The organism is Peribacillus sp. NPDC076916 (assembly GCF_050269675.1).
Lineage (GTDB): Bacteria > Bacillota > Bacilli > Bacillales > DSM-1321 > Peribacillus > Peribacillus aracenensis.
Genome location: NZ_JBNNIU010000018.1, coordinates 15,757 through 41,139 on the forward strand (window position 1 = coordinate 15,757; position 25,383 = coordinate 41,139).

The following is a 25,383-nucleotide window of genomic DNA, read 5'->3' on the forward strand; positions in this document are numbered from 1 at the left end:
TCCTTTACTAATTATTTTTTCTTGTTAGCTACAGTACGACGAGGTCCTTTACGCGTACGAGCATTGTTTTTTGTATTTTGACCGCGAACAGGAAGACCACGACGGTGACGTAAACCACGGTAAGAACCGATTTCCATTAAACGTTTGATGTTTAGGGAGATTTCACGACGAAGGTCGCCTTCTACTTTAAGCTTGTCAATGATATCACGAATTTTGTTCAATTCGTCTTCCGTTAAGTCACGAACGCGAGTTTCTTCAGAAACGCCTGCTTCTGCAAGAATCTTGATCGCTGTTTGTTTTCCAATACCATATATATATGTTAATGAGATAACAATACGTTTGTCACGGGGAATATCTACTCCAGCAATACGTGCCATGCTTGAGTGCACCTCCTTCTATTTAGCCTTGTTTTTGTTTATGTTTAGGGTTTTCGCAAATAACCATAACTTTACCTTTTCTGCGGATAACTTTACACTTTTCGCAGATTGGTTTGACTGATGGTCTGACTTTCATTGCTATCTAACCTCCTTATACAGATCGGAGCGTAACCGGATTATTTGAACCGGTATGTGATTCTGCCGCGAGTTAGATCATACGGGGAAAGCTCAACCGTAACTTTATCTCCAGGCAAAATGCGAATAAAGTGCATACGAATTTTACCGGATACATGAGCTAAAACAGTATGACCATTTTCTAATTCTACCTTAAACATTGCATTTGGCAAAGTCTCTTGTACTGTGCCTTCTACTTCAATTACATCATCTTTCGCCATTAAAGTGATTCTCCCTTCTCTATGCGTGAACCTATTAAAGGTGCACATCTTTCCGTCAACATTACTACAGTCCAATTATCCTCATAAGTCTTAAAATTCTGCATCAAGTATTCACCATTTTGTAGAACCAGGCTTTAACTGAGGACCTTTATCAGTTGGACCGAAATGAGGATTTTATGGGTCCTCATGTAAGTCTTGACCGATTCCGTGACCGACATACTCTCGAAATAGAGAAGCAATTAGTCTCGACATAGGTTTGAATAGCATGGGAGATGTTTGAAAGGCGCACGCCTGACATAGCTTCTTTCAACCCTCTATATCACGACTCTTTAGGAATCCCAATAGAGTCACTGCATTTCTTCATCAATTTTGCCGACCGGATATGTCCATGAAGATCACTTAAAAAGTAATCGCCCAATTCAGGGAATACCAAGTACAAGAACCTGATTAATAAATGTGCGAATGCTCTCGCGAAATCCATTATACCCTTTGTATTATAGGAATGCACCAAGTTTAACTAGTAAGTTATAAAAATGGTATGAATTTCATAAATCAATACGAACGATTAATTTTGTAAAGCACCAAGCAACACATCGATATTTTCAAATACCTTATTAATATCTTGCTGTCCGTTAATGTTGACCAAGTATCCTTTGTCTCCGTAGAAATCAAGAAGTGGTTTGGTTTGTTTCAAATTCACATCTAAGCGATTTTGAACCGTTTCTGCATTATCGTCGGCACGTTGATATAATTCTCCGCCGCAGCGGTCGCATACATCATCATTTGCAGGAGGATTGAATACAAGATGGTATGTCGCACCACATGATTTGCAAATACGACGTCCTGTCAATCTTTCCATTAAAATGTTTTTATCAACATCGATATTAATGACAAAATTTATTTTGCGATCTAAATCAGTTAGAATGCTTTCAAGTGCCTCTGCCTGTGCCACAGTACGTGGAAACCCATCAAGCAAAAATCCTTTTAGGCAGTCCTCCTTGCTTAAACGTTCACGTACGATGCCAATGGTAACTTCATCAGGTACCAATTCGCCTTTGTCCATGAATGATTTCGCCTTTAGACCTAATTCTGTTCCATCTTTGATAGCTGTTCGGAACATATCTCCAGTAGAGATATGAGGGATATTATATTTTTCTACGATTTGTTCAGCTTGAGTGCCCTTACCAGCACCCGGCAGACCCATTAAAACTAGATTCAATGTTCTTCCCCCTCAAACTCTATAATGGGTAAAGGGAACAAGGTGTTCCCAAAACTCATTACTTTATAAAGCCTTTATAGTGTCTCTTCACAAGTTGTGATTCCAGCTGCTTCATCGTATCAAGGGCAACCCCCACTACGATCAGCAAACTGGTACCGCCAATCTGTGCAGATTGAGGTAGATCAGCAAGCTTAATGAAAAATACCGGTAAAACGGCAATGATGGCCAAGAATATGGAGCCTACAAACGTCAAACGGTATAAAACACGTGTTAAATATTCTTGTGTACTCTTACCTGGACGAATCCCCGGCACATAGCCACCTTGCTTTTTCAAATTCTCAGCCATTTGTTCAGGGTTAACCTGAATGAATGCATAAAAATACGCAAAAGCAATGATAAGAGCAACATAGATGATCATACCAATTGGCTTGGTATAATCAAGATTTGCTGATATCCAACTAGTCACGCTGTTCTTTCCAAAGAAAGAAGCGATTGTAGTGGGAGTAATGATAAATGCCATTGCAAAGATTACCGGAATAACCCCCGCAGCATTTACTTTCAATGGTAAATGAGTAGACTGGCCACCCATTTGTGTACGACCTACCGCAGCACGTTTCGCATACTGAATAGGAATTTTACGTAATGCCTGCTGAATGAAAATAACAGCAACCACGATTGCTAATACTGCTAAAACAATGAGGATAATCGTTATGATTCGTAAGAATAATTGATCACCGGCATTTTCAAATTGTTGGGCGTAAATCTGATTTGCCGTATTTGGCAAACTAGCTACGATACCAGCAAAGATAATGATGGAAATCCCATTACCCACACCCTTAGCAGTGATCAGCTCCCCTAACCACAAAAGAAAAGCTGTTCCTGCCGTTAAGACAGTCGCAATAAGCAAGTATGTTGCAATTCCAGGATTTTCAATCAACTGGCCACCTGACATATTATTGAACCCATAAGACATACCAACTGCTTGGATAAATCCTAGGATAATAGTGAAGTAACGAGTAAATTGTGCTAATTTACGGCGCCCTGCTTCTCCTTGTTTAGACCATTCAGTGAACTTAGGAACAACATCCATCTGTAACAGCTGAACGATGATGGATGCCGTGATGTAAGGCATGATACCCATCGCTAATATAGAAAAGTTTTGCAGCGCCCCGCCGCCAAAGGTATTTAAAAGACCGATGACGCTCAGCTGGTCCTGTTCAGCGAGAAAATCGGCATTCACATGCGGTACAGGTATAAATGTACCGATGCGATAGACGATTAACATTAGAAGGGTAAAAATTATCTTATTCCTTATTTCACCCACGCGCATAAAATTGGAGATCGTGCGAAACATTAGATCACCTCTGTATTACCGCCAGCAGCTTCGATAGCTTCTTTAGCAGTAGACGAGAATTTGTGAGCTTTAACAGTAAGCTTTTTCTCAATGCTTCCTTTGGCAAGAATTTTGATTCCTGCTTTTTCTTTACTTACAACCCCAGTCTCAAGTAAAAGAGCTGGTGTTACTTCAGTACCGTCTTCGAAAAGATTTAACGTATCAAGATTCACGATAGCATAGTCTTTACGGTTGATGTTGGTAAATCCACGTTTAGGTAAACGTCTGAATAGAGGAGTTTGTCCCCCTTCAAATCCAAGACGCACACCGCCGCCGGAGCGAGCGTTTTGTCCTTTATGTCCTTTACCTGCTGTTTTACCGTTACCAGATCCAATACCGCGACCTTTACGTTTACGTTCTTTACGAGAACCTTCTGCAGCTTTTAACTCATGAAGTTTCATGTTGGCACCTCCTTGTTAAGTTAAAAATTATTTTATTGTTCTTTTACAGTAACAAGATGAGCAACTTTGGTAATCATACCGCGAATCGCAGGGTTATCTTCTTGGATAACCGTTTGATGCATTTTGCGTAAACCCAAAGTGTTAACTGTAACACGTTGATCTTCAGGACGACCAATTAAGCTGCGAGTGAGGGTAATTTCTAATTTATTAGCCATAATTCGATTTCCCTCCTTATCCTAACAGTTCTTGTACTGATTTTCCACGTAACTTAGCTACGTCTTCAGCACGTTTCAATTGCTTCAATCCTTCAATTGTTGCGCGAACCATATTAATAGGTGTATTAGTACCTAGTGATTTAGACAGGATATCGCTAACTCCGCCTAATTCAAGTACCGCACGAACTGGACCACCAGCAATTACTCCTGTACCTTCAGAAGCTGGTTTCAATAGAATGTGACCTGCGCCATAGCGACCGTTCACAAGGTGAGGAATTGTAGTACCAACCATTGGTACAGTAATTAGATTTTTCTTAGCATCCTCAATAGCTTTACGGATAGCATCCGGAACTTCTTGAGCTTTACCAGTACCAAATCCAACATGACCATTTTTATCACCAACAACAACTAGTGCAGTGAAACGGAAACGACGTCCGCCTTTAACAACTTTAGCTACACGATTTACTGTAACTACGCGTTCTTCAAGTTCTAATTTATTAGGATCAATGCTACGCATCTGTTATGTCCCTCCTTATCCATTAAAATTCTAAGCCGTTTTCACGAGCAGCGTCAGCCAATGCTTTTACACGACCATGGAAGAGGTAACCACCGCGGTCAAATACCACAGCTTTGAAACCTTTTTCAACAGCACGTTTCGCAATAAGTTCGCCAACTTTTTGAGCTGCTTCAGCATTGCTACTAGCTTCGATACCGATCTCTTTATCAAGAGTTGAAGCACTTGCTAATGTTACGCCTTTTGCATCGTCAATTAATTGTGCGTAAATGTGTTTGTTTGAACGAAACACATTTAAACGAGGACGAGCTTCTGTTCCAGAAAGCTTAGCACGTACACGCGCATGTCTTTTCTGACGAGTAGCATTTTTATCAAGCTTCGTAATCATTTACGTCACTCCTTTCGTTTACTTATGCGGCATTACTTACCAGTTTTACCTTCTTTACGACGAACGAATTCGCCTTCGTAACGGATACCTTTACCTTTATACGGCTCAGGCGGGCGAACATCACGGATATTAGCTGCTAGAGCTCCTACACGTTCTTTGCTTGCACCTTTGATGATTACTTTTGTATTAGAAGGAACTTCGACTTCAACGCCAGCTTCTGGCTCTATTTCTACAGGGTGGGAATATCCTACGTTAAGGACAAGCTTGTTACCTTGCTTTTGTGCACGGTACCCAACCCCAATAAGTTCAAGTGATTTTACGAAACCTGTTGATACACCTTCAACCATGTTAGAGATAAGTGCGCGAGTAGTACCGTGTAAAGAACGGTGAGCCTTCTCGTCAGACGGACGTGTAACAGTTAACACGTTCTCTTCAACAACGATTGAAAGGTCAGGATTGAATGATCTAGTTAATTCACCTTTAGGTCCTTTAACAGTTACTTCACTTCCAGTAATAGTAACTGTTACGCCTGCAGGGATTTCAATAGGTTTTTTACCTATACGAGACATAATGTGCACCTCCATTCTTGTGAAAATGTATTACCAAACGTATGCTAAAACTTCTCCGCCAACTTGTTTAGAGCGAGCTTCCTTGTCTGTTAAAACTCCGTGAGAAGTAGAAACAATTGCGATACCTAAACCGTTAAGAACGCGTGGTACCTCTCCAGTTTTTGCATATACACGCAAACCAGGTTTGCTGATACGTTTTAGACCAGTGATAACACGTTCGTTGTTTGCACCGTATTTTAAGAAGATACGGATGATACCTTGTTTGTTGTCTTCGATTAATTCAAAGTCACGTACGAAGCCTTCACTTTTTAAGATCTCAGCGATTTCCTTTTTGATCTTTGAAGCAGGAACTTCCAGTTTTTCGTGACGAACCATATTCGCATTACGGATGCGAGTAAGCATATCTGCAATAGGATCTGTCATGACCATTATATTTTACCTCCTTCCCAAACTCGGGTTTTACCAGCTAGCTTTTTTAACGCCAGGAATTTGTCCTTTATATGCAAGTTCGCGGAAACAAATACGACAAAGTTTAAATTTACGTAATACAGAATGTGGACGTCCGCAACGTTCGCAACGTGTATATTCTTGTACTTTAAACTTCTGTTCGCGTTTTTGCTTTACGATCATAGACTTTTTAGCCACGATTTCGCCTCCCTTTATTTAGAGATTACTTTTGGAACGGCATTCCAACTTGAGTAAGTAGTTCACGAGCTTCTTCGTCAGTGTTGGCAGTCGTTACGATAACGATGTCCATACCACGAACTTTGCTCACTTTATCGTAATCAATCTCAGGGAAGATAAGTTGTTCTTTAACACCTAATGTATAGTTTCCACGTCCGTCAAAGGATTTCTTTGAAACGCCGCGGAAATCACGTACACGCGGTAAAGATACAGATACTAGCTTATCAAGGAATTGATACATACGCTCTCCACGTAATGTAACTTTCGCTCCGATAGGCATACCTTCACGCAAACGGAAGCCTGCGATTGATTTTTTTGCTTTTGTTATAACCGGTTTTTGACCTGTGATCAATGTAAGTTCTTCAACAGCTGTATCCAAAGCTTTCGAGTTAGATACTGCGTCACCCACACCCATGTTAATAACGATTTTCTCAATGTTTGGTACTTGCATTACTGATTGATAGTTGAATTTACCCATCAATGACGGTGTAATTTCACTTTTGAATTTTTCTTTAAGGCGGCTCATTGCTTAGTGTACCTCCCTTCATTTATGACTTATTTATCTAAAGATTCACCTGAAATTTTAGCTACGCGTACTTTTTTACCATTTTCGATCTTATATCCAACACGAGTCGGTTTACCTGATTTAGGATCAAGTGGCATTACATTGGATACGTGAATAGCAGCTTCTTTGCTGATAATTCCACCTTGTGGATTAAGTTGAGATGGCTTGGAATGCTTTTTCACGATGTTAATTCCTTCTACAAGCACACGATTTTGTTTCGGATATGCAGAAAGAATTGTTCCTTGTTTGCCTTTGTCCTTACCAGAGATGACTACGACTTTGTCACCTTTTTTAACATGCATTAGCTTGGCACCTCCTTGAAAGGCTTTATACAAATTTTACATATTATAGAACTTCTGGAGCAAGAGAAACGATCTTCATGAAACTATTGTCGCGTAATTCACGAGCAACAGGTCCAAAAATACGTGTTCCACGTGGGCTCTTATCGTCACGGATAATTACACATGCGTTTTCATCAAAACGAATGTAAGAACCGTCAGGACGACGCATACCACGTTTTGTACGGACAACAACAGCCTTAACGACTTCACCTTTTTTAACAACGCCTCCTGGTGTTGCCTGTTTAACTGTACAAACGATGATATCACCGATGTTTGCAGTTTTACGGCCAGAACCACCTAGGACTTTAATTGTTAGCACTTCACGAGCACCTGAATTGTCAGCGACTTTTAAACGAGATTCTTGTTGAATCATGTACGGTACCTCCCTTCGGAATTAGCTTAATCCGAACTATATTAAATGATTACTGCTTTTTCTACTACTTCTACAAGACGGAAGCGTTTTGTAGCTGAAAGTGGACGAGTTTCCATGATACGTACTACGTCGCCTGCTTTAGCTTCGTTTAGCTCGTCATGAGCTTTAAACTTTTTAGAGTATTTCACGCGTTTACCGTATAAAGAATGCTTTTTATAGGTTTCTACAACTACTGTAACTGTTTTATCCATTTTGTCGGATACTACGCGTCCAGTGTAGATTTTGCGTTGGTTGCGTTCGCTCATTCTGCAAACCTCCATTCATTATCGATTAGTGACACCGATCTCTCTTTGACGAACAACTGTTTTCATACGAGCAATCGATTTGCGAACTTCACGGATGCGAGCTGTATTTTCAAGTTGTCCAGTAGCTAACTGGAAACGAAGATTAAATAGTTCTTCTTTAAGAGATTTTAGTTTTTGTTCAATTTCAGCAGTGGTTAGATCTTTGATTTCATTAGCTTTCATTTGTTTCACCACCAATTTCCTCTCTTTTTACAAACTTGCATTTGATTGGAAGTTTGTGTGCTGCAAGGCGCAATGCTTCTCTTGCCACCTCTTCAGATACACCAGAGATTTCAAACATAACTTTGCCCGGTTTAACTACTGCTACCCAACCTTCAGGAGCACCTTTACCGGAACCCATCCGTACTTCAAGCGGCTTAGCTGTGTAAGGTTTGCTTGGGAAGATTTTGATCCAAACTTTCCCTCCACGTTTCATATAACGAGTCATCGCAATACGAGCTGCTTCGATTTGGCGGTTTGTGATCCAGGAAGCTTCTTGAGCTTGAAGTCCAAATTCTCCGAAATGAACTTCAGTGCCGCCTTTAGCCATCCCTCTCATCTTACCGCGGTGTTCACGACGGTATTTTACGCGTTTTGGCAATAACATATTATTTTCCTCCTTCCTCAGATTTCTTCTTAGTAGGAAGAACTTCTCCACGGTAGATCCAAACTTTCACGCCTAGCTTACCGTAAGTAGTATCTGCTTCAGCATGAGCATAATCTATGTCTGCACGAAGTGTGTGAAGTGGAACTGTTCCTTCGCTGTAATGTTCAGCACGAGCAATATCAGCACCGCCAAGACGACCAGAAACTTGAGTTTTGATTCCTTTTGCTCCAGAACGCATAGTACGTTGGATAGCTTGCTTTTGAGCGCGACGGAATGAAACACGGTTTTCTAATTGACGAGCGATGTTTTCTGCAACCAATTTTGCGTCAAGATCTGCTCTTTTAATTTCAATGATATTGATATGAACTCTTTTGCCAGTCAGCTGGTTCAAAGCTTTACGAAGTGCTTCGACTTCAGTACCGCCTTTACCGATAACCATTCCTGGTTTAGCAGTGTGGACAGATACATTGATACGGTTAGCTGCACGTTCGATTTCAACTTTTGAAACAGAAGCATCATTTAGACGTTTCGCGATATATTCACGAACTTTGATGTCTTCATGCAAAAGAACTGCGTAGTCTTTATCAGCGTACCATTTGGATTCCCAGTCACGGATTATCCCGATACGCATACCGATTGGATTTACCTTTTGACCCACAGATTACCCCTCCTTCTTTTCTGATACAACGATTGTAATATGACTAGTACGTTTGTTAATAGCACTCGCACGACCTTGAGCGCGAGGACGGAAACGTTTTAATGTTGGTCCTTCGTTAACGTATGCCTCTGAAACGACTAGGTTATTAATATCCATTTCGTAGTTGTGTTCTGCATTTGCGATAGCAGATTTCAGAATTTTTTCTACGACTGGAGAAGCAGATTTTGGTGTTAAGCGAAGAATCGCTACTGCTTCACCTACTTGTTTTCCTCGAATTAAATCTGCGACTAAACGCACTTTACGAGGAGCAATACGAACTGTTTTAGCGACAGCTTTAGCTTGCATGAGATGCCCTCCTCTCATTAACGTCTTGTTTTCTTGTCATCACTTGCGTGACCTTTATAAGTGCGTGTAGGCGCGAATTCGCCTAGTTTGTGACCTACCATATCTTCTGTTACATAAACCGGCACGTGCTTACGACCGTCATAAACGGCGATTGTGTGTCCGATGAATTGCGGGAAGATTGTTGAGCGACGAGACCAAGTTTTTACTACCTGTTTCTTGTCAGCTTCATTTAATTTTTCAACTTTTACCAATAAATGATCATCAACAAAAGGTCCTTTTTTTAAGCTACGACCCATGCGAGTACCTCCCTTCGTGACTGTTCTACGGTTCTATATATGAACCGTAGTGCAATCCCGTTATTTTTTACGACGACGTACGATAAATTTATCGGATTTATTTTTCTTCTTACGAGTTTTGAATCCAAGAGTAGGTTTACCCCATGGAGACATTGGTGATTTACGTCCGATTGGCGCTTTACCTTCACCACCACCGTGTGGGTGATCATTCGGGTTCATTACAGATCCACGAACTGTTGGGCGTTTACCTAACCAACGGTTACGGCCAGCTTTACCAATGTTGATAAGTTCATGTTGTTCATTACCAACTTGACCGATAGAAGCACGGCAAGTAGCAAGAATCATACGAACCTCACCTGAGTTTAAACGTACTAGTACATAACGACCTTCTTTACCAAGTACTTGAGCAGAAGTTCCTGCTGAACGGACTAATTGTCCACCTTTTCCTGGTTTAAGTTCGATGTTATGAATTACTGTACCAACTGGGATGTTGATAAGAGGTAGAGCGTTACCCACTTTGATGTCAGCTTCTGGACCTGACATAACTTCCAAACCTACTTCTAGGTTTTTCGGAGCTAGGATATAACGTTTTTCTCCATCAACGTAATTAATTAATGCAATGTTTGCAGAACGATTTGGATCGTACTCAATAGTAGCAACGCGCCCTGGTATACCATCTTTATTCCGTTTGAAATCGATGATACGGTATTGACGCTTGTGGCCGCCACCTTGATGACGAACTGTTAACTTACCTTGGTTATTACGGCCGCCTTTGCTGTGTAAAGGAGCAAGTAATGATTTTTCCGGTTTGTCTGTAGTAATCTCAGCAAAATCGGAAGTTGTCATATTACGTCGACCGTTAGAGGTAGGTTTATACTTCTTAATCGCCATTTGTATTTCCCTCCTTCTCTAATGAATTAAGCCTCGAATAGCTCGATTTCTTTGCTGTCAGCAGTTAATTTAACAATAGCTTTACGGCGCTTGTTAGTATAGCCTGCATGTTTGCCCATGCGTTTGAATTTACCTTTGTAATTCATGATGTTTACTTTCTCAACTTTAACGCCGAAAATTTCTTGAACAGCATCTTTAACTTGAGTTTTATTAGCTCTAACATCAACTTCAAAAGTATATTTCTTTTCAGCCATTATGTCTGAAGAGCGTTCAGTGATTACGGGGCGCTTAATGATATCGCGTGCATCCATTATGCAAGCACCTCCTCTACTTTTTCGACAGCTGATTTAGTCAAGATCAATTTGTTGTGTGAAACAACATCAAGAACATTAAGACCATCAGCTTCAACTACAGTAACACCAGGGATGTTACGTGCAGAAAGAGCAACTTTCTCATCTAAACCGTCAGTAACAACTAATGTTTTAGTGTCAACAGAAAGGTTTTTAAGAACCGCTACAAACTCTTTTGTTTTTGGAGCTTCGAAAGACAAGCTTTCAAGTACCAAAATGTTCTCTTCCAATGCCTTTGCAGACAATGCAGATTTAATAGCTAAACGACGTACCTTTTTAGGCAACTTGTAAGAGTAAGATCTTGGTGTTGGTCCAAAAACAATACCACCGCCACGCCATTGTGGAGAACGGATAGAACCTTGACGCGCACGTCCAGTTCCTTTTTGTTTCCAAGGTTTACGTCCACCGCCTGCTACTTCAGAACGGTTTTTAACTTTATGAGTTCCTTGACGTAAGGAAGCTCTTTGCATGATGATTGCTTCAAATAATACGTGATTATTAGGTTCGATACCAAAGATGGATTCATTTAGTTCGATGTCGCCAACTTGAGAACCTGTTTGGTTGAACAATGTAACTTTTGGCATTCTATTGCTCCTCCTTTCTTAGAAATTACTTTGCTTTAACAGCAGATTTAACTTTGATCAATGCTTTTCTAGCACCAGGTACATTACCTTTGATCAATAGTAGGTTACGTTCAACATCAACTTTAACGATAGCTAAGTTTTGAACAGTGATTTGTTCTCCACCCATACGTCCTGGTAAAAGTTTACCTTTGAATACGCGGTTTGGAGCTACAGGACCCATTGAACCTGGGCGACGGTGGTAACGAGAACCGTGAGACATTGGTCCGCGGGATTGTCCATGACGCTTGATAGAGCCTTGGAATCCTTTACCTTTTGAAATTCCTGATACATCTACTAAATCGCCTTCAGCGAAAATACTTACATTGACTTCTTGACCGATCTCATATTCGTTAAGATCCGTTCCGCGGAATTCGCGAATGAAGCGCTTAGGAGTAGTATTTGCTTTTTCAACATGGCCCTTTTCAGGTTTGTTAGAAAGCTTTTCACGTTTGTTTTCAAAACCAACTTGAACTGCTTCATAGCCATCAGTTTCAACAGTTTTCTTTTGAAGAACCACGTTATTAGCAGCTTCGATAACTGTTACCGGAATAAGTTCACCGTTTTCAGCAAAAACTTGAGTCATACCGATTTTTCTTCCTAAGATTCCTTTGGTCATAAGTCACACCTCCTAGAGTAATTGTTCATATTTATATGAATTATAATTTGATTTCAATGTCAACGCCTGATGGTAAATCTAAACGCATCAATGAGTCAACTGTTTGTGGAGTTGGATTAACGATGTCGATTAGACGTTTATGCGTACGCATTTCGAATTGTTCACGAGAATCTTTGTATTTATGAACCGCACGTAGGATCGTATATACCGATCTTTCAGTAGGTAATGGAATTGGACCAGATACAGCCGCACCAGAACGTTTTGCAGTTTCAACAATTTTCTCAGCAGATTGATCAAGAATTCTGTGATCATATGCTTTTAAACGGATACGAATTTTTTGTTTTGCCATAATTTTCCCTCCTTTTCGCCTATTTTAAAATAGACCTTCTCAATGGAAATTTCCCACACACTCGCCATGGCAAAGCGGCCGGGTGTGTCAGCAACCTTCCATATCATCGCAGTCAAAGACCAACATTGTCTATTATACATATAACACAAGTGAAATGCAAGTTAAACTTAGATTTTTCTTGTGCAACACACTTTTATTATTATACATACTTTCACAAGTATTTACAAGTACATTCTACGTGGACTTTCATATCCATTTTCTTCATTTCGGAAATGTTCAAGATACCCATTAAATGCACCGCATTTTTAACTGATATATTATAGAAGAAAGAATATCCTTTAAAATAAAAAAAAGCAGATGGCGTCCCATCTGCTTCTCCCGGAAGGCGTCCCTTCCAATATTGTTTTATGAATCAATTATTCTTGGATTGTAGCAACTACGCCAGCGCCTACAGTACGTCCACCCTCACGGATAGAGAATTTAGTACCTTCTTCGATAGCGATTGGAGCGATAAGTTCTACAGTCATTTCGATGTTGTCTCCAGGCATAACCATTTCTACGCCTTCAGGAAGGTTACAAATACCAGTTACGTCAGTTGTACGGAAGTAGAACTGAGGACGGTAGTTTGTAAAGAATGGAGTGTGACGTCCACCTTCTTCTTTAGAAAGAACATAAACTTCAGCTTTGAACTTTGTGTGTGGAGTGATTGTACCTGGTTTAGCAAGTACTTGTCCACGTTGGATATCTTCACGGGATACACCACGAAGTAGTGCTCCGATGTTGTCACCAGCTTCAGCGTAGTCAAGAAGTTTACGGAACATTTCAACACCAGTTACTGTTGTTGGTTTAGACTCTTCGTTGAAACCGATGATGTCAACAACGTCACCGACTTTAACTTGTCCACGCTCAACACGGCCAGTTGCAACTGTTCCACGACCAGTGATAGAGAATACATCCTCAACTGGCATCATGAATGGTTTTTCAGTGTCACGAGTTGGTTCTGGGATGTACTCGTCAACAGCTGTCATTAATTCATGAATTTTTTCTTCCCATTCAGCTTCTCCTTGAAGAGCTTTTAGAGCAGATCCTTTGATAACTGGAATGTCATCGCCAGGGAATTCGTATTCAGATAGAAGATCACGGATTTCCATTTCTACTAATTCAAGAAGTTCTTCGTCATCAACCATGTCGCATTTGTTCATGAATACTACTAGGTATGGTACACCAACTTGACGAGAAAGAAGGATGTGCTCACGAGTTTGTGGCATTGGGCCATCAGCAGCAGATACTACTAGGATCCCGCCGTCCATTTGTGCAGCACCAGTGATCATGTTTTTAACATAGTCAGCATGTCCTGGGCAGTCAACGTGTGCATAGTGACGAGTAGCTGTTTCGTACTCAACGTGTGCAGTAGAGATTGTGATACCACGTTCTCTTTCTTCTGGAGCACCATCGATTTGGTCATAAGCGCGAGCTTCTGCGCCACCAGATTTAGCAAGTACAGTTGTGATTGCAGCAGTTAGAGTAGTTTTACCATGGTCAACGTGACCAATTGTTCCAACGTTAACGTGCGGTTTTGAACGATCAAATTTAGCTTTTCCCATTAGGAATTCCTCCTTAAAATTATAAATAAAAGATTAAGTATATAGGGCTGTGAAAGAAGACTAATTCTTCCATCACAGCTTACATAAGATAGTTATACTTTAATAAGAGATGAAAATCAATTATTCACCTTTATTTTTTTTGATGATTTCTTCGGAAATGCTCTTAGGTACTTCTTCATAATGATCGAAGTGCATAGAGAATGTTCCGCGTCCTTGAGTGTTAGAACGTAAAGATGTAGCATATCCGAACATTTCAGATAGTGGAACCATCGCTTTAACCATTTGCGTGTTACCGCGAGCTTCCATACCTTCTACACGACCACGACGAGATGTGATATCTCCCATGATGTCGCCTAGGTAATCTTCTGGAATAACTACTTCCACTTTCATGATTGGCTCAAGGATGACAGGCTTACATTTAGATGCTGCATTTTTAAGTGCCATCGATGCAGCAATTTTAAATGCCATTTCGTTGGAGTCAACGTCATGGTAAGATCCGTCAAATAATTTTGCTTTAATGTCGACTAGCGGGTAACCAGCAAGTACACCACGGTCAAGTGAATCAACTAATCCAGCTTGTACAGCAGGGATATATTCACGTGGTACTACACCACCGACGATAGCATTTTCAAATTCGAATCCTTTACCTTCTTCGTTTGGACCAAATTCGATCCATACGTGTCCGAATTGTCCACGACCACCAGATTGGCGAACGAATTTACCTTCAACTTTAGCTGAACCACGGAAAGTTTCACGGTATGCTACCTGAGGAGCACCAACGTTTGCTTCCACTTTGAATTCGCGACGCATACGGTCAACAAGGATGTCCAAGTGAAGTTCACCCATACCAGCGATAATTGTTTGACCAGTTTCTTGGTCAGTGTGCGCACGGAATGTTGGATCTTCATCTTGAAGCTTTTGTAAAGCTTGAGACATTTTGTCTTGGTCTGCTTTTGATTTCGGTTCAACTGATAGTGAGATAACTGGCTCTGGGAATACCATGGACTCAAGAATTACTTGGTTCTTGTCATCACATAGAGTATCTCCAGTTGTAGTATCTTTCAATCCTACAGCAGCTGCGATATCCCCTGCATATACAGTAGATATTTCTTCACGGCTGTTTGCGTGCATTTGAAGGATACGACCAATACGTTCACGTTTACCTTTAGTTGAGTTGATTACATAAGATCCTGATTCTAATGTACCTGAGTACACTCGGAAGAATGTAAGTTTACCAACGTAAGGGTCAGTCATAACTTTAAACGCTAAAGCAGAGAACGGTTCAGAATCATCTGAATGACGTTCCACTTCATCTTCTGAATCCGGTAATGTACCTTTGATAGCTGGTACATCCAATGGAGATGGAAGGAAGTCGATAACGTTATCAAGCATTAATTGAACACCTTTGTTTTTGAAAGCTGATCCGCAAATAACAGGGAAGAATTCAACATTAACGGTTGCTGTACGAATAGCTGCTTTCAATTCAGCAATGCTGATTTCTTCGCCGCCAAGGTATTTTTCCATTAAGTCTTCATTAACTTCTGCTACTGCTTCAATTAACTTCTCACGGTATTCTTCAGCTAATTCCCGGTGTTCTTCAGGAATTTCACCGACAGTGATATCAGTTCCTAGGTCATTACCGTAGAAATGAGTTTTCATTTCAATAAGGTCAATGATTGCAGAGAATTGATCTTCTGCTCCGATTGGTAACTGAACTGGGTGAGCGTTAGCTTGTAAACGATCGTGGATTGTTCCAACTGAATACAAGAAATCCGCACCGATTTTGTCCATTTTGTTTACGAATACGACACGCGGTACACCGTAAGTTGTAGCTTGGCGCCAAACTGTTTCAGTTTGAGGCTCAACACCTGATTGGGCATCAAGTACAGCTACAGCTCCATCAAGTACGCGCAAAGAACGTTCAACTTCAACTGTGAAGTCTACGTGTCCCGGTGTATCGATGATGTTTACACGGTGACCTTTCCATTGTGCAGTTGTTGCAGCGGAAGTGATCGTGATTCCGCGTTCTTGTTCCTGTTCCATCCAGTCCATTTGTGAAGCACCTTCGTGCGTCTCACCAATTTTGTGGATTTTACCAGTGTAATATAGAACACGTTCTGTTGTAGTCGTTTTACCAGCATCGATGTGAGCCATGATACCGATATTACGAGTGTTTGCTAAGGAGAACTCTCTTGCCATTTGTCTTTCTCCTTCCTTCTATAAGGATTTTATAGTGTTTGATCTTACCAGCGATAATGTGCGAAAGCTTTGTTGGCTTCAGCCATTTTGTGAGTATCTTCACGTTTCTTAACTGCTGCTCCAGTGTTGTTAGCAGCATCCATGATTTCATAAGCTAAACGCTCTTCCATCGTTTTTTCTCCACGAAGGCGAGAGTAGTTTACTAACCAACGAAGTCCTAGAGTCGATTTACGGTCTGGACGCACCTCAACTGGTACTTGGTAGTTAGCTCCACCCACACGGCGTGCTTTTACTTCTAATACAGGCATGATGTTTTTAAGTGCTTGATCGAAAACTTCGATCGGCTCATTGCCAGTACGTTCTTTGATTAAATCAAATGCAGAGTAAAGAATTTTTTGTGATTTACCTCTTTGTCCATCAACCATTAATTTGTTGATTAAGCGAGTCACAAGTTTTGAATTATAAATTGGATCTGGTAATACGTCTCTTTTCGTTACAGGTCCTTTACGAGGCATTATATTTCCTCCTTTCAAGAAAGTTCAATTTTTGTTTAAGATTATTTTTTAGCTGCTTTCGGACGCTTAGTACCGTATTTAGAACGGCCTTGCATACGATTGTTAACTCCAGCAGTATCAAGAGCACCACGTACGATATGGTAACGTACCCCTGGTAAATCTTTTACACGACCGCCACGGATAAGAACCACGCTGTGTTCTTGTAGGTTGTGACCGATACCTGGGATATAAGCTGTTACCTCGATACCGTTTGTTAAACGTACACGCGCATATTTACGTAACGCGGAGTTTGGTTTTTTCGGTGTCATAGTACCCACACGAGTGCAAACACCACGTTTTTGCGGAGATGATACGTTAGTTTGTGCTTTTTTAAAGCTGTTGTAGCCTTTGTTAAGTGCTGGAGATTTTGAATTAACCTCTTTAGACTCGCGTCCTTTACGCACTAATTGATTAATAGTAGGCATTACATTTTTCCTCCCTTCACGTTTTCATTTCTAGTACCACACATCCAGGTGGTTCATAAATGGGTAAAAACAAAGTCTTTGCAAATATAATTGCAAAAACATCTTTACTTTTTGATGGCAACAGTTGCTGCTCCGACATCAATACCACATGCTTTGCCAAGCATTCTCATCGAATCAACATATGTGATAGGAACATCCAATTCTTTGGCAGTCTCAACGACACGCCCAGTCAAGTATATATCTGCATCATCAGCGATGATAACTTCTTGAATTAAATTGTTTTTAAGAGCTCTAACTGCTTGTTTCGTCCCTATAATCACTGACTTTGCCTGTATTACTTTTTCATAAGACATGGTCCATATCCTCCAAAGTTACAGGGTAACATAGGAGCACCTTTGCTATAGTATCATTATTAGTCGGATACTGTCAACTTCTTTCAAAAAAATAATTCAAGCAAAAGGTTTTCCTTACATCATTCTATTAAGATTATCAATTTGCCTTATCGGAATATATCAAATCCTCATACTGCTTTTCAGTCAGCCATGAGTAATAAGAGAGACCAGCTCAATAAACTCTGATCCTCCAGCTCCAATGGGAAACAGGAGTGGAATTTTCAGTTTGAATTATTGAGCTGGTCCTTTTTTCCTTTAATCCACTGTTACAGTATCGGCACTTTCGTCACCAACAACGACAGGGTTTGCTTTTCTGTATCTAAGCATTCCCGTTCCTGCAGGGACAAGTTTACCGATGATGACATTTTCTTTAAGCCCAAGCAATTCATCACGTTTTCCTTTTATTGCTGCATCAGTCAAGACTCTTGTTGTTTCTTGGAATGACGCGGCAGACAAGAAGGAATCCGTTTCTAGAGATGCTTTTGTGATACCTAGCAATACAGGGCGTCCTGTAGCCGGTAATTTGTTGGTCAGCAATGCATCAGTGTTTGCAGTAGTGAACTGGTTAACATCCAATAATGTTCCTGGAAGCACTTCAGTTTCACCTGCATCAAGCACACGGACTTTACGCATCATTTGTCTAACCATTACCTCGATATGTTTATCACCGATTTCAACACCTTGCATCCGGTATACTTTTTGTACTTCATGAAGCAGGTATTCCTGAACAGTAAGCACGTCTGTAACCTTCAGCAATTCTTTCGGATCGATGGAACCCTCTGTCAACTCTTCACCACGACGGACAGGTGTATCAACAGTTACTCTTAAACGCGCTGTGTACGGCGCAGTATACGTGCGTGATTCAACAGCACCTTGAACAACGATTTCCTGTTGTTTATCCCTAATTTCATTAATCGAAACAATCGTTCCTTCGATTTCAGAAATGACAGCTTGACCTTTAGGGTTTCTCGCTTCAAATATCTCTTGGATACGTGGAAGACCTTGAGTGATATCGTCCCCAGCAACCCCACCTGTATGGAATGTACGCATCGTCAACTGTGTACCAGGCTCTCCGATTGATTGAGCGGCAATAATACCGACTGCTTCGCCCACTTCAACTTCTTGACCTGTAGCCAAGTTGCGTCCATAACATTTTTTACATACACCATGGCTGGTATTACATGTAAAGGCGGAACGAATCCATGCTGTTTCAATTCCAAGTGATTCAATATAGTTAGCAAGATCTTCAGTAATAAGGTCGTTTTCAGCCACGATTACTTCATTTGTTTCTGGATGTCTGATCGCTTTTCTTGCATAACGGCCAATTAGGCGCTCTTCAAGATGCTCAATTATTTCAGTACCCTCTCTCAAGGCTGAAATTTTCAAGCCGCGGTCCGTTCCGCAATCATCGTCACGGATGATGACATCTTGTGCAACGTCAACAAGTCGACGGGTAAGGTAACCGGAATCGGCTGTTTTAAGCGCTGTATCGGCAAGACCTTTACGCGCACCATGTGTAGAGATGAAGTACTCCAACACTGTTAAACCTTCACGGAAACTTGATTTGATCGGTAATTCAATGATACGTCCAGCCGGGTTGGCCATCAGTCCACGCATACCCGCAAGCTGCGTAAAGTTGGAAGCATTACCACGGGCACCGGAGTCACTCATCATGAAGATAGGGTTGCGTCGGTCCAGTGAGTCCATAAGTTTGGACTGAATGGTATCTTTGGCAGCACTCCAGATTGAAATGACGCGATCATAACGCTCATCCTCAGTAATAAGACCGCGTCTGAATTGTTTCAGGACGTTATCCACTTTGGTTTGAGCCTCAGTGATGATTTCTTGTTTTTCTTTTAATACGACGATATCAGCCACACCAACGGTAATACCAGCTTTTGTCGAATATTTGAATCCAAGATCTTTCATCCGGTCAAGCATTTTGGATGTTTCGGTAATTTTAAAGCGTTTAAAGACTTCCGCTATGATATTTCCAAGAATTTTTTTCTTGAAAGGATCGATAGCAGGTTGAGCCTTAATCAACTCAGGGATATTAGCGCCTTTTTCCACAAAATATTTCTCTGGAGTTTTCGTTTCCAAATTATATCGTGTCGGTTCGTTAATATACGGGAATGATTTAGGTAAAATTTCATTGAAGATCAGTTTACCAACAGTAGTAATGAGAAGTTGGCCGTTTTGTTCTTCAGTGAAAGTTTCATTATTCAGTGACGATGCATGTACGGCACAACGGGAATGTAAGTGTACATATCCGTTTTGGTATGCAAGTAATGCTTCGCTTGTATCTTTAAAGATCATACCCTCACCGATAGCGCCTTCTCTTTCCAATGTTAAGTAATAGTTACCTAATACCATATCTTGAGAAGGTGTAACGACAGGTTTACCATCTTTAGGGTTCAAAATGTTCTGTGCTGCAAGCATAAGCATGCGTGCTTCGGCTTGGGCTTCAGAAGATAGAGGAACATGGACCGCCATTTGGTCACCATCAAAGTCAGCGTTGTAAGCTGTACATACGAGCGGATGCAAACGAATTGCGCGACCTTCAACTAACGTTGGTTCAAATGCTTGGATACCAAGTCTGTGAAGAGTCGGTGCACGGTTCAATAGTACTGGGTGTTCTCTAATGACTTCTTCTAATACATCCCAAATTTCAGGAGATAAACGTTCAATTTTACGCTTAGCGGATTTGATGTTATGTGCCAGGCCTCTTTGAACAAGCTCCTTCATAACGAATGGTTTGAATAATTCAATCGCCATTTCTTTTGGAAGACCACATTGGTACATCTTTAAGTTTGGTCCGACTACGATAACGGAACGGCCAGAATAATCAACACGTTTACCAAGAAGGTTTTGACGGAAACGACCTTGTTTACCTTTTAACATGTGAGATAAAGATTTTAACGGACGGTTACCAGGTCCAGTTACCGGACGGCCGCGACGGCCATTATCGATGAGTGCATCGACAGCTTCTTGCAGCATACGCTTCTCATTTTGAACGATAATGCTTGGTGCTCCAAGGTCCAGTAATCTTTTCAACCGATTATTACGGTTGATAACACGGCGATATAAATCATTTAGGTCAGATGTGGCAAAACGTCCTCCATCAAGTTGAACCATTGGACGAAGTTCCGGTGGAATGACCGGAAGCACGTCAAGGATCATCCATGAAGGCTCATTTCCTGAGTTACGGAATGCTTCAAGCACTTCCAAGCGTTTGATTGCACGGGTTCTGCGTTGTCCTTGAGCTGTTTTAAGCTCCTCTTTCAACGACTCTACTTCCTTTTCCGTATCAATATCTTGCAAAAGTTTTTTAATAGCTTCCGCACCCATGGCAGCTTGGAATTTCTTACCGTATTTTTCACGGTATGTACGATATTCCTTTTCGGAAAGAAGCTGTTTCTTTTCTAAAGTTGTATCGCCCGTTTCAGTTACGACGTAAGATGCAAAGTAAATGACTTCTTCCAAAGCCCGTGGAGACATGTCAAGTACAAGTCCCATACGGCTAGGGATTCCTTTGAAATACCATATGTGTGAAACTGGAGCTGCCAGCTCAATATGACCCATACGCTCACGACGCACCTTAGCACGCGTGACTTCAACGCCACAACGGTCACAGACTACGCCTTTATAACGAACACGTTTATATTTTCCGCAATGACATTCCCAGTCCTTTTGAGGTCCAAAAATTCTCTCACAGAATAAACCGTCTTTTTCTGGCTTTAACGTACGATAGTTGATTGTTTCTGGTTTTTTAACTTCTCCATGGGACCAAGAACGAATCTTGTCTGGTGAAGCAAGACCAATTTTCATATACTCAAAATTATTAACGTCTAACAAGGGGCCTACCTCCCTTTTAATCTCCAGGTTTAACCCTTGATTGCCGTCAAATATCAGGCAATCTTACACCGGATGATGGTTGATTGAATCAATAAGGCTCTAACAAGGCAGCATGATCTTCAAATGAACATCTCGCTGCCAGTCAGAGCAGGTAATATATAACTAGATATGTTTATATTTAATTTTATTCTTTGACAGGTGCCCCTACTTCGGAAGCAACCATGTCCTTAGTTTCTGAATCAAGGCTTAATTTGTCTGCTTGGTTGGCATCATCTTCATCTTCCAAATCACGCATTTCGATTTCACGATCTTCGGCATTGAGGATTTTAACATCCAATCCTAAACTTTGAAGCTCCTTAATCAATACTTTGAAGGACTCAGGAACGCCTGGTTCAGGGACATTTTCACCTTTGACAATCGCCTCGTACGTTTTAACACGACCTACGACATCATCTGATTTAACGGTTAGGATTTCTTGTAATGTATAAGCAGCACCATAAGCTTCAAGTGCCCATACTTCCATCTCACCGAAACGCTGTCCGCCAAATTGCGCTTTACCACCAAGTGGTTGCTGCGTAACAAGGGAGTAAGGTCCAGTTGAACGCGCATGAAGTTTATCATCGACCATATGTGCCAGTTTGATCATATACATGACACCAACTGATACACGGTTATCGAATGCTTCACCTGAACGGCCGTCATAAAGGACTGTTTTTGCATCACGTGACATCCCGGCTTCTTCAATCGTACCCCAAACATCTTCCTCAGTGGCACCATCGAATACAGGAGATGCTACATGAATGCCAAGTGCGCGTGCAGCCATACCTAAGTGAAGCTCCAACACCTGACCGATGTTCATACGTGAAGGTACACCCAATGGGTTTAACATGATGTCGACTGGAGTGCCATCTGGTAAATAAGGCATATCTTCTTCAGGAAGAATCCTTGAGATTACCCCTTTGTTACCATGTCGTCCAGCCATTTTATCGCCTTCATGGATTTTACGTTTTTGAACGATATATACACGTGCGAGTTGGTTTACACCAGGAGGCAGTTCATCGCCGTCTTCTCTGTTGAATACTTTAACATCAAGAACGATTCCGCCGCCGCCGTGAGGTACACGAAGTGATGTATCCCTTACTTCACGTGCTTTTTCACCGAAGATCGCATGTAATAGACGTTCCTCAGCAGTCAGTTCCGTTACACCTTTAGGAGTGACTTTACCAACGAGAAGGTCTCCGTCTTTCACTTCAGCACCCACACGGATAATTCCGCGCTCATCAAGATTACGAAGCGCATCTTCCCCTACGTTAGGGATATCACGGGTGATTTCTTCAGGCCCTAATTTTGTATCGCGTGATTCAGATTCATATTCTTCAATATGAATCGAAGTGTACACATCATCTTTAACCAATCGTTCACTCATGATGATGGCATCTTCATAGTTATATCCATCCCATGTCATGAAGGCAACCAATACGTTACGGCCAAGTGCCAACTCACCTTTTTCCATTGAAGGACCATCAGCAAGAATTTCACCTTTTACAACGTTGTCGCCAACACTTACGATAGGGCGTTGATTATAGCACGTTCCTTGGTTGGAACGAATGAATTTTAATAGACGGTATTTATCAAGGTTTCCTTTTACTTGCTGTCCGTCAACTTCGCTTACCCTACGTACCCATACTTCACGTGATTCAACGTGCTCTACGATACCAGGGTGTTTACAGATTACGGCAGCACCGGAGTCTTTCGCTGAAACATACTCCATACCCGTTCCGACTCGAGGGGCTTCCGGTTGCAGCAAAGGAACTGCTTGACGTTGCATGTTCGCTCCCATAAGGGCACGGTTGGAGTCATCATTTTCCAAGAAAGGAATACATGCTGTCGCAGCAGATACTACCTGTTTAGGAGATACATCCATGTAATCTACGCGGTCACGCGGAACAACGGTATTTTCACCGCGGAAACGTGCAACAACATCGTTATCAAGGAATGAGCCGTCATCTGACAGTCGTACATTCGCTTGGGCAACTACATAATTATCTTCCTCATCAGCTGTTAAGTAGTCGATTTGGCTTGTAATTCTACCTGTTTCAGGGTCCACACGGCGATATGGTGTTTCAATGAAGCCATATGGGTTAACCTTTGCAAAACTGGATAACGAGTTAATCAAACCAATATTCGGTCCCTCAGGCGTTTCAATCGGACACATGCGGCCATAGTGGGAATAATGAACGTCACGTACTTCAAAGCCAGCACGCTCACGTGTCAGACCACCAGGTCCCAATGCAGATAGACGACGTTTATGCGTCAATTCGGCCAACGGGTTCGTTTGATCCATGAATTGGGAAAGCTGTGAGCTTCCAAAGAACTCTTTAATGGATGCAATGACCGGGCGAATGTTGATTAGTTGCTGTGGAGTGATTGTATTCGTATCCTGAATGGACATTCTTTCACGGACAACACGCTCCATACGGGATAAACCAATTCTGAATTGGTTTTGCAACAATTCACCAACGGAACGCAGACGACGGTTACCTAAATGGTCAATGTCATCCGTGATTCCCACACCATGCAATAAATTAAAGAAATAACTGATGGAAGAAATGATATCAGCCGGTGTAATGTTTTTGACCTGGTCGGTCACATAGGCATTACCGATGATATTGATCACTTTTTCGCCTTCAGCATCGTTTGGCGCAAACACTTTAATAGGTTGAAGAAGAGTTTCTTCCTCTACTACACCGCCTGATGGATGGAATGTCTTGAATCCGATTCCACCTTCGATATGAGGCAGGATCCTATCAAGAGTCCGACGATCAAGCATTGTCCCTTTTTCAACGATGATTTCACCTGTTTCGGGATCAATCAAAGTCTCTGCAATACGTTGTCCGAATAAACGGTTCTTGATATGCAGTTTTTTATTGATTTTATAACGGCCTACATTAGCTAAATCATAACGTTTCGGATCAAAAAAGCGTGATACTAAAAGACTTTTCGCGTTTTCGACAGTAGGCGGTTCACCTGGGCGTAGACGCTCATAGATTTCTAGTAATGCTTTTTCTACACTCTCGGTGTTATCCTTTTCAAGAGTGTTGCGAAGGTATTCGTTGTCTCCGATCAAATCGATGATTTCTTGATCTGTTCCGAACCCAAGGGCACGCATCAATACCGTGATCGGTAATTTCCTTGTGCGATCGATCCGAACATACACAACATCCTTGGCGTCTGTTTCATATTCGAGCCATGCGCCACGGTTAGGAATAACGGTCGCAGAGAATCCGAGCTTACCGTTTTTATCCATTTTCCCATTGTAGTAAACACTCGGTGAGCGCACTAATTGGGATACAATTACCCGTTCAGCACCATTGATGACAAATGTACCTGTTTCAGTCATCAGCGGGAAGTCGCCCATAAATACATCCTGGTCTTTCACTTCCCCTGTTTCTTTGTTAACAAGGCGCACTTTCACACGAAGTGGTGCAGAATACGTAACATCGCGTTCTTTTGTTTCTTCCACAGAATACTTCGGCTCAGCTAAGCTGTAATCGATGAATTCTAACGATAAATTACCTGTAAAATCCTCAATAGGAGAAATATCCTGGAACATTTCCTTTAAACCTACATCTAGAAACCATTGATAAGAAGCTGTTTGAATTTCAATCAGATTCGGAAGATCCAAAACCTCACTGATTCTTGCATAACTTCTACGTTGGCGGTGTCGTCCATACTGAACAAGTTGACCTGTCAACTGATTCACCCCTTAAATCAAGCGTTATAAGGATCCATTTGCCCCGGAAAAGGAATCATTTCCATAGACAAAAAGAAAATGGTTTTT

Annotated in this window: 33 protein-coding genes and 1 pseudogene; all 34 read right to left on the bottom strand. The window is 41.4% G+C overall.

Features of this window, described 5'->3' with window-relative positions:
* Positions 1-11 precede the first annotated feature (11 nt).
* Entirely contained in the window at positions 12-377 is a 366-nt protein-coding gene (gene rpsM, locus ACQKFG_RS25915) for a 30S ribosomal protein S13 (protein ID WP_034304978.1), read from the bottom strand.
* 22 nt (positions 378-399) lie between these two features.
* Positions 400-513 carry a 50S ribosomal protein L36 gene (gene rpmJ, locus ACQKFG_RS25920; protein ID WP_003156543.1) on the bottom strand — a complete coding sequence of 38 codons (114 nt, stop codon included), beginning with the start codon at positions 511-513 and terminating at the stop codon, positions 400-402.
* 40 nt (positions 514-553) lie between these two features.
* Complete coding sequence (infA, locus tag ACQKFG_RS25925) at positions 554-772, bottom strand: translation initiation factor IF-1 (protein ID WP_028390440.1); 219 nt, start codon at positions 770-772, stop codon at positions 554-556.
* A 42-nt stretch (positions 773-814) separates the two neighbouring features.
* A pseudogene (locus ACQKFG_RS25930) lies at positions 815-1,266 on the bottom strand (M24 family metallopeptidase); the annotation flags it as partial.
* A gap of 71 nt (positions 1,267-1,337) precedes the next feature.
* Entirely contained in the window at positions 1,338-1,991 is a 654-nt protein-coding gene (locus ACQKFG_RS25935) for an adenylate kinase (RefSeq protein ID WP_192207447.1), read from the bottom strand.
* Positions 1,992-2,049: 58 nt separating this feature from the next.
* The gene (gene secY / locus ACQKFG_RS25940) at positions 2,050-3,345 is read right to left on the bottom strand and encodes a preprotein translocase subunit SecY (protein ID WP_192207446.1); all 1,296 of its coding nucleotides are present in this window, start codon (positions 3,343-3,345) and stop codon (positions 2,050-2,052) included.
* Entirely contained in the window at positions 3,345-3,785 is a 441-nt protein-coding gene (rplO, locus tag ACQKFG_RS25945; RefSeq protein WP_034304982.1) for a 50S ribosomal protein L15, read from the bottom strand. The genes secY and rplO overlap by 1 nt, the downstream gene beginning before the upstream one ends.
* 32 nt (positions 3,786-3,817) lie before the next feature.
* On the bottom strand, positions 3,818-4,000 hold the full coding sequence (gene rpmD / locus ACQKFG_RS25950; protein ID WP_076372857.1) for a 50S ribosomal protein L30: 183 nt from the start codon (positions 3,998-4,000) through the stop codon (positions 3,818-3,820).
* Between the two features lie 16 nt (positions 4,001-4,016).
* A complete protein-coding gene (rpsE, locus tag ACQKFG_RS25955) occupies positions 4,017-4,517 on the bottom strand; it encodes a 30S ribosomal protein S5 (RefSeq protein ID WP_034304987.1) in 501 nt (166 codons plus the stop codon).
* Between the two features lie 22 nt (positions 4,518-4,539).
* Positions 4,540-4,902: a 50S ribosomal protein L18 gene (rplR, locus tag ACQKFG_RS25960; protein WP_053349055.1), complete on the bottom strand. Its 363-nt coding sequence runs from the start codon at positions 4,900-4,902 to the stop codon at positions 4,540-4,542.
* Between the two features lie 32 nt (positions 4,903-4,934).
* Positions 4,935-5,471: a 50S ribosomal protein L6 gene (gene rplF / locus ACQKFG_RS25965; RefSeq protein WP_192207445.1), complete on the bottom strand. Its 537-nt coding sequence runs from the start codon at positions 5,469-5,471 to the stop codon at positions 4,935-4,937.
* Between the two features lie 30 nt (positions 5,472-5,501).
* Positions 5,502-5,900: a 30S ribosomal protein S8 gene (gene rpsH, locus ACQKFG_RS25970; RefSeq protein WP_034304995.1), complete on the bottom strand. Its 399-nt coding sequence runs from the start codon at positions 5,898-5,900 to the stop codon at positions 5,502-5,504.
* A gap of 30 nt (positions 5,901-5,930) precedes the next feature.
* Complete coding sequence (locus ACQKFG_RS25975) at positions 5,931-6,116, bottom strand: type Z 30S ribosomal protein S14 (protein ID WP_034304998.1); 186 nt, start codon at positions 6,114-6,116, stop codon at positions 5,931-5,933.
* Positions 6,117-6,141: 25 nt separating this feature from the next.
* The gene (rplE, locus tag ACQKFG_RS25980; RefSeq protein ID WP_048677889.1) at positions 6,142-6,681 is read right to left on the bottom strand and encodes a 50S ribosomal protein L5; all 540 of its coding nucleotides are present in this window, start codon (positions 6,679-6,681) and stop codon (positions 6,142-6,144) included.
* Positions 6,682-6,710: 29 nt separating this feature from the next.
* A complete protein-coding gene (gene rplX, locus ACQKFG_RS25985) occupies positions 6,711-7,022 on the bottom strand; it encodes a 50S ribosomal protein L24 (protein WP_034305002.1) in 312 nt (103 codons plus the stop codon).
* A gap of 43 nt (positions 7,023-7,065) precedes the next feature.
* On the bottom strand, positions 7,066-7,434 hold the full coding sequence (gene rplN, locus ACQKFG_RS25990) for a 50S ribosomal protein L14 (RefSeq protein ID WP_034305005.1): 369 nt from the start codon (positions 7,432-7,434) through the stop codon (positions 7,066-7,068).
* A 41-nt stretch (positions 7,435-7,475) separates the two neighbouring features.
* Positions 7,476-7,739, bottom strand: a complete 264-nt coding sequence (gene rpsQ, locus ACQKFG_RS25995) for a 30S ribosomal protein S17 (protein WP_048677887.1) — start codon at positions 7,737-7,739, stop codon at positions 7,476-7,478.
* Between the two features lie 18 nt (positions 7,740-7,757).
* On the bottom strand, positions 7,758-7,961 hold the full coding sequence (gene rpmC, locus ACQKFG_RS26000; RefSeq protein WP_034305010.1) for a 50S ribosomal protein L29: 204 nt from the start codon (positions 7,959-7,961) through the stop codon (positions 7,758-7,760).
* Positions 7,951-8,385, bottom strand: a complete 435-nt coding sequence (gene rplP, locus ACQKFG_RS26005; protein WP_034305012.1) for a 50S ribosomal protein L16 — start codon at positions 8,383-8,385, stop codon at positions 7,951-7,953. Before rplP ends, rpmC begins: the two co-directional genes overlap by 11 nt.
* A gap of 1 nt (position 8,386) precedes the next feature.
* Positions 8,387-9,043, bottom strand: coding sequence for a 30S ribosomal protein S3 (gene rpsC / locus ACQKFG_RS26010; RefSeq protein WP_034305014.1), 657 nt, complete (start codon positions 9,041-9,043; stop codon positions 8,387-8,389).
* Between the two features lie 3 nt (positions 9,044-9,046).
* Entirely contained in the window at positions 9,047-9,388 is a 342-nt protein-coding gene (gene rplV / locus ACQKFG_RS26015) for a 50S ribosomal protein L22 (RefSeq protein ID WP_034305017.1), read from the bottom strand.
* Between the two features lie 17 nt (positions 9,389-9,405).
* Positions 9,406-9,684: a 30S ribosomal protein S19 gene (gene rpsS, locus ACQKFG_RS26020; RefSeq protein WP_034305018.1), complete on the bottom strand. Its 279-nt coding sequence runs from the start codon at positions 9,682-9,684 to the stop codon at positions 9,406-9,408.
* Positions 9,685-9,744: 60 nt separating this feature from the next.
* The gene (gene rplB, locus ACQKFG_RS26025) at positions 9,745-10,575 is read right to left on the bottom strand and encodes a 50S ribosomal protein L2 (RefSeq protein ID WP_034305021.1); all 831 of its coding nucleotides are present in this window, start codon (positions 10,573-10,575) and stop codon (positions 9,745-9,747) included.
* 26 nt (positions 10,576-10,601) lie between these two features.
* The gene (gene rplW, locus ACQKFG_RS26030; protein WP_034305023.1) at positions 10,602-10,886 is read right to left on the bottom strand and encodes a 50S ribosomal protein L23; all 285 of its coding nucleotides are present in this window, start codon (positions 10,884-10,886) and stop codon (positions 10,602-10,604) included.
* Positions 10,886-11,509, bottom strand: a complete 624-nt coding sequence (gene rplD, locus ACQKFG_RS26035) for a 50S ribosomal protein L4 (RefSeq protein ID WP_192207444.1) — start codon at positions 11,507-11,509, stop codon at positions 10,886-10,888. The genes rplW and rplD overlap by 1 nt, the downstream gene beginning before the upstream one ends.
* A gap of 25 nt (positions 11,510-11,534) precedes the next feature.
* Positions 11,535-12,164 carry a 50S ribosomal protein L3 gene (gene rplC / locus ACQKFG_RS26040; protein WP_192207443.1) on the bottom strand — a complete coding sequence of 210 codons (630 nt, stop codon included), beginning with the start codon at positions 12,162-12,164 and terminating at the stop codon, positions 11,535-11,537.
* Between the two features lie 40 nt (positions 12,165-12,204).
* A complete protein-coding gene (rpsJ, locus tag ACQKFG_RS26045) occupies positions 12,205-12,513 on the bottom strand; it encodes a 30S ribosomal protein S10 (RefSeq protein ID WP_019244375.1) in 309 nt (102 codons plus the stop codon).
* Between the two features lie 416 nt (positions 12,514-12,929).
* A complete protein-coding gene (gene tuf / locus ACQKFG_RS26050) occupies positions 12,930-14,117 on the bottom strand; it encodes an elongation factor Tu (RefSeq protein WP_192207442.1) in 1,188 nt (395 codons plus the stop codon).
* A gap of 120 nt (positions 14,118-14,237) precedes the next feature.
* Positions 14,238-16,316: an elongation factor G gene (gene fusA / locus ACQKFG_RS26055; RefSeq protein ID WP_192207441.1), complete on the bottom strand. Its 2,079-nt coding sequence runs from the start codon at positions 16,314-16,316 to the stop codon at positions 14,238-14,240.
* A gap of 44 nt (positions 16,317-16,360) precedes the next feature.
* Positions 16,361-16,831: a 30S ribosomal protein S7 gene (gene rpsG, locus ACQKFG_RS26060; protein WP_048677878.1), complete on the bottom strand. Its 471-nt coding sequence runs from the start codon at positions 16,829-16,831 to the stop codon at positions 16,361-16,363.
* A gap of 41 nt (positions 16,832-16,872) precedes the next feature.
* Entirely contained in the window at positions 16,873-17,295 is a 423-nt protein-coding gene (gene rpsL, locus ACQKFG_RS26065; protein ID WP_034305038.1) for a 30S ribosomal protein S12, read from the bottom strand.
* A 104-nt stretch (positions 17,296-17,399) separates the two neighbouring features.
* Entirely contained in the window at positions 17,400-17,648 is a 249-nt protein-coding gene (locus ACQKFG_RS26070; RefSeq protein WP_034305040.1) for a 50S ribosomal protein L7ae-like protein, read from the bottom strand.
* A gap of 294 nt (positions 17,649-17,942) precedes the next feature.
* On the bottom strand, positions 17,943-21,542 hold the full coding sequence (gene rpoC, locus ACQKFG_RS26075) for a DNA-directed RNA polymerase subunit beta' (protein WP_144553522.1): 3,600 nt from the start codon (positions 21,540-21,542) through the stop codon (positions 17,943-17,945).
* Positions 21,543-21,726: 184 nt separating this feature from the next.
* Positions 21,727-25,296 (bottom strand): DNA-directed RNA polymerase subunit beta, encoded by a 3,570-nt coding sequence (gene rpoB / locus ACQKFG_RS26080; RefSeq protein ID WP_192207440.1) that lies wholly within the window; start codon positions 25,294-25,296, stop codon positions 21,727-21,729.
* Between the last annotated feature and the right edge of the window lie 87 nt (positions 25,297-25,383).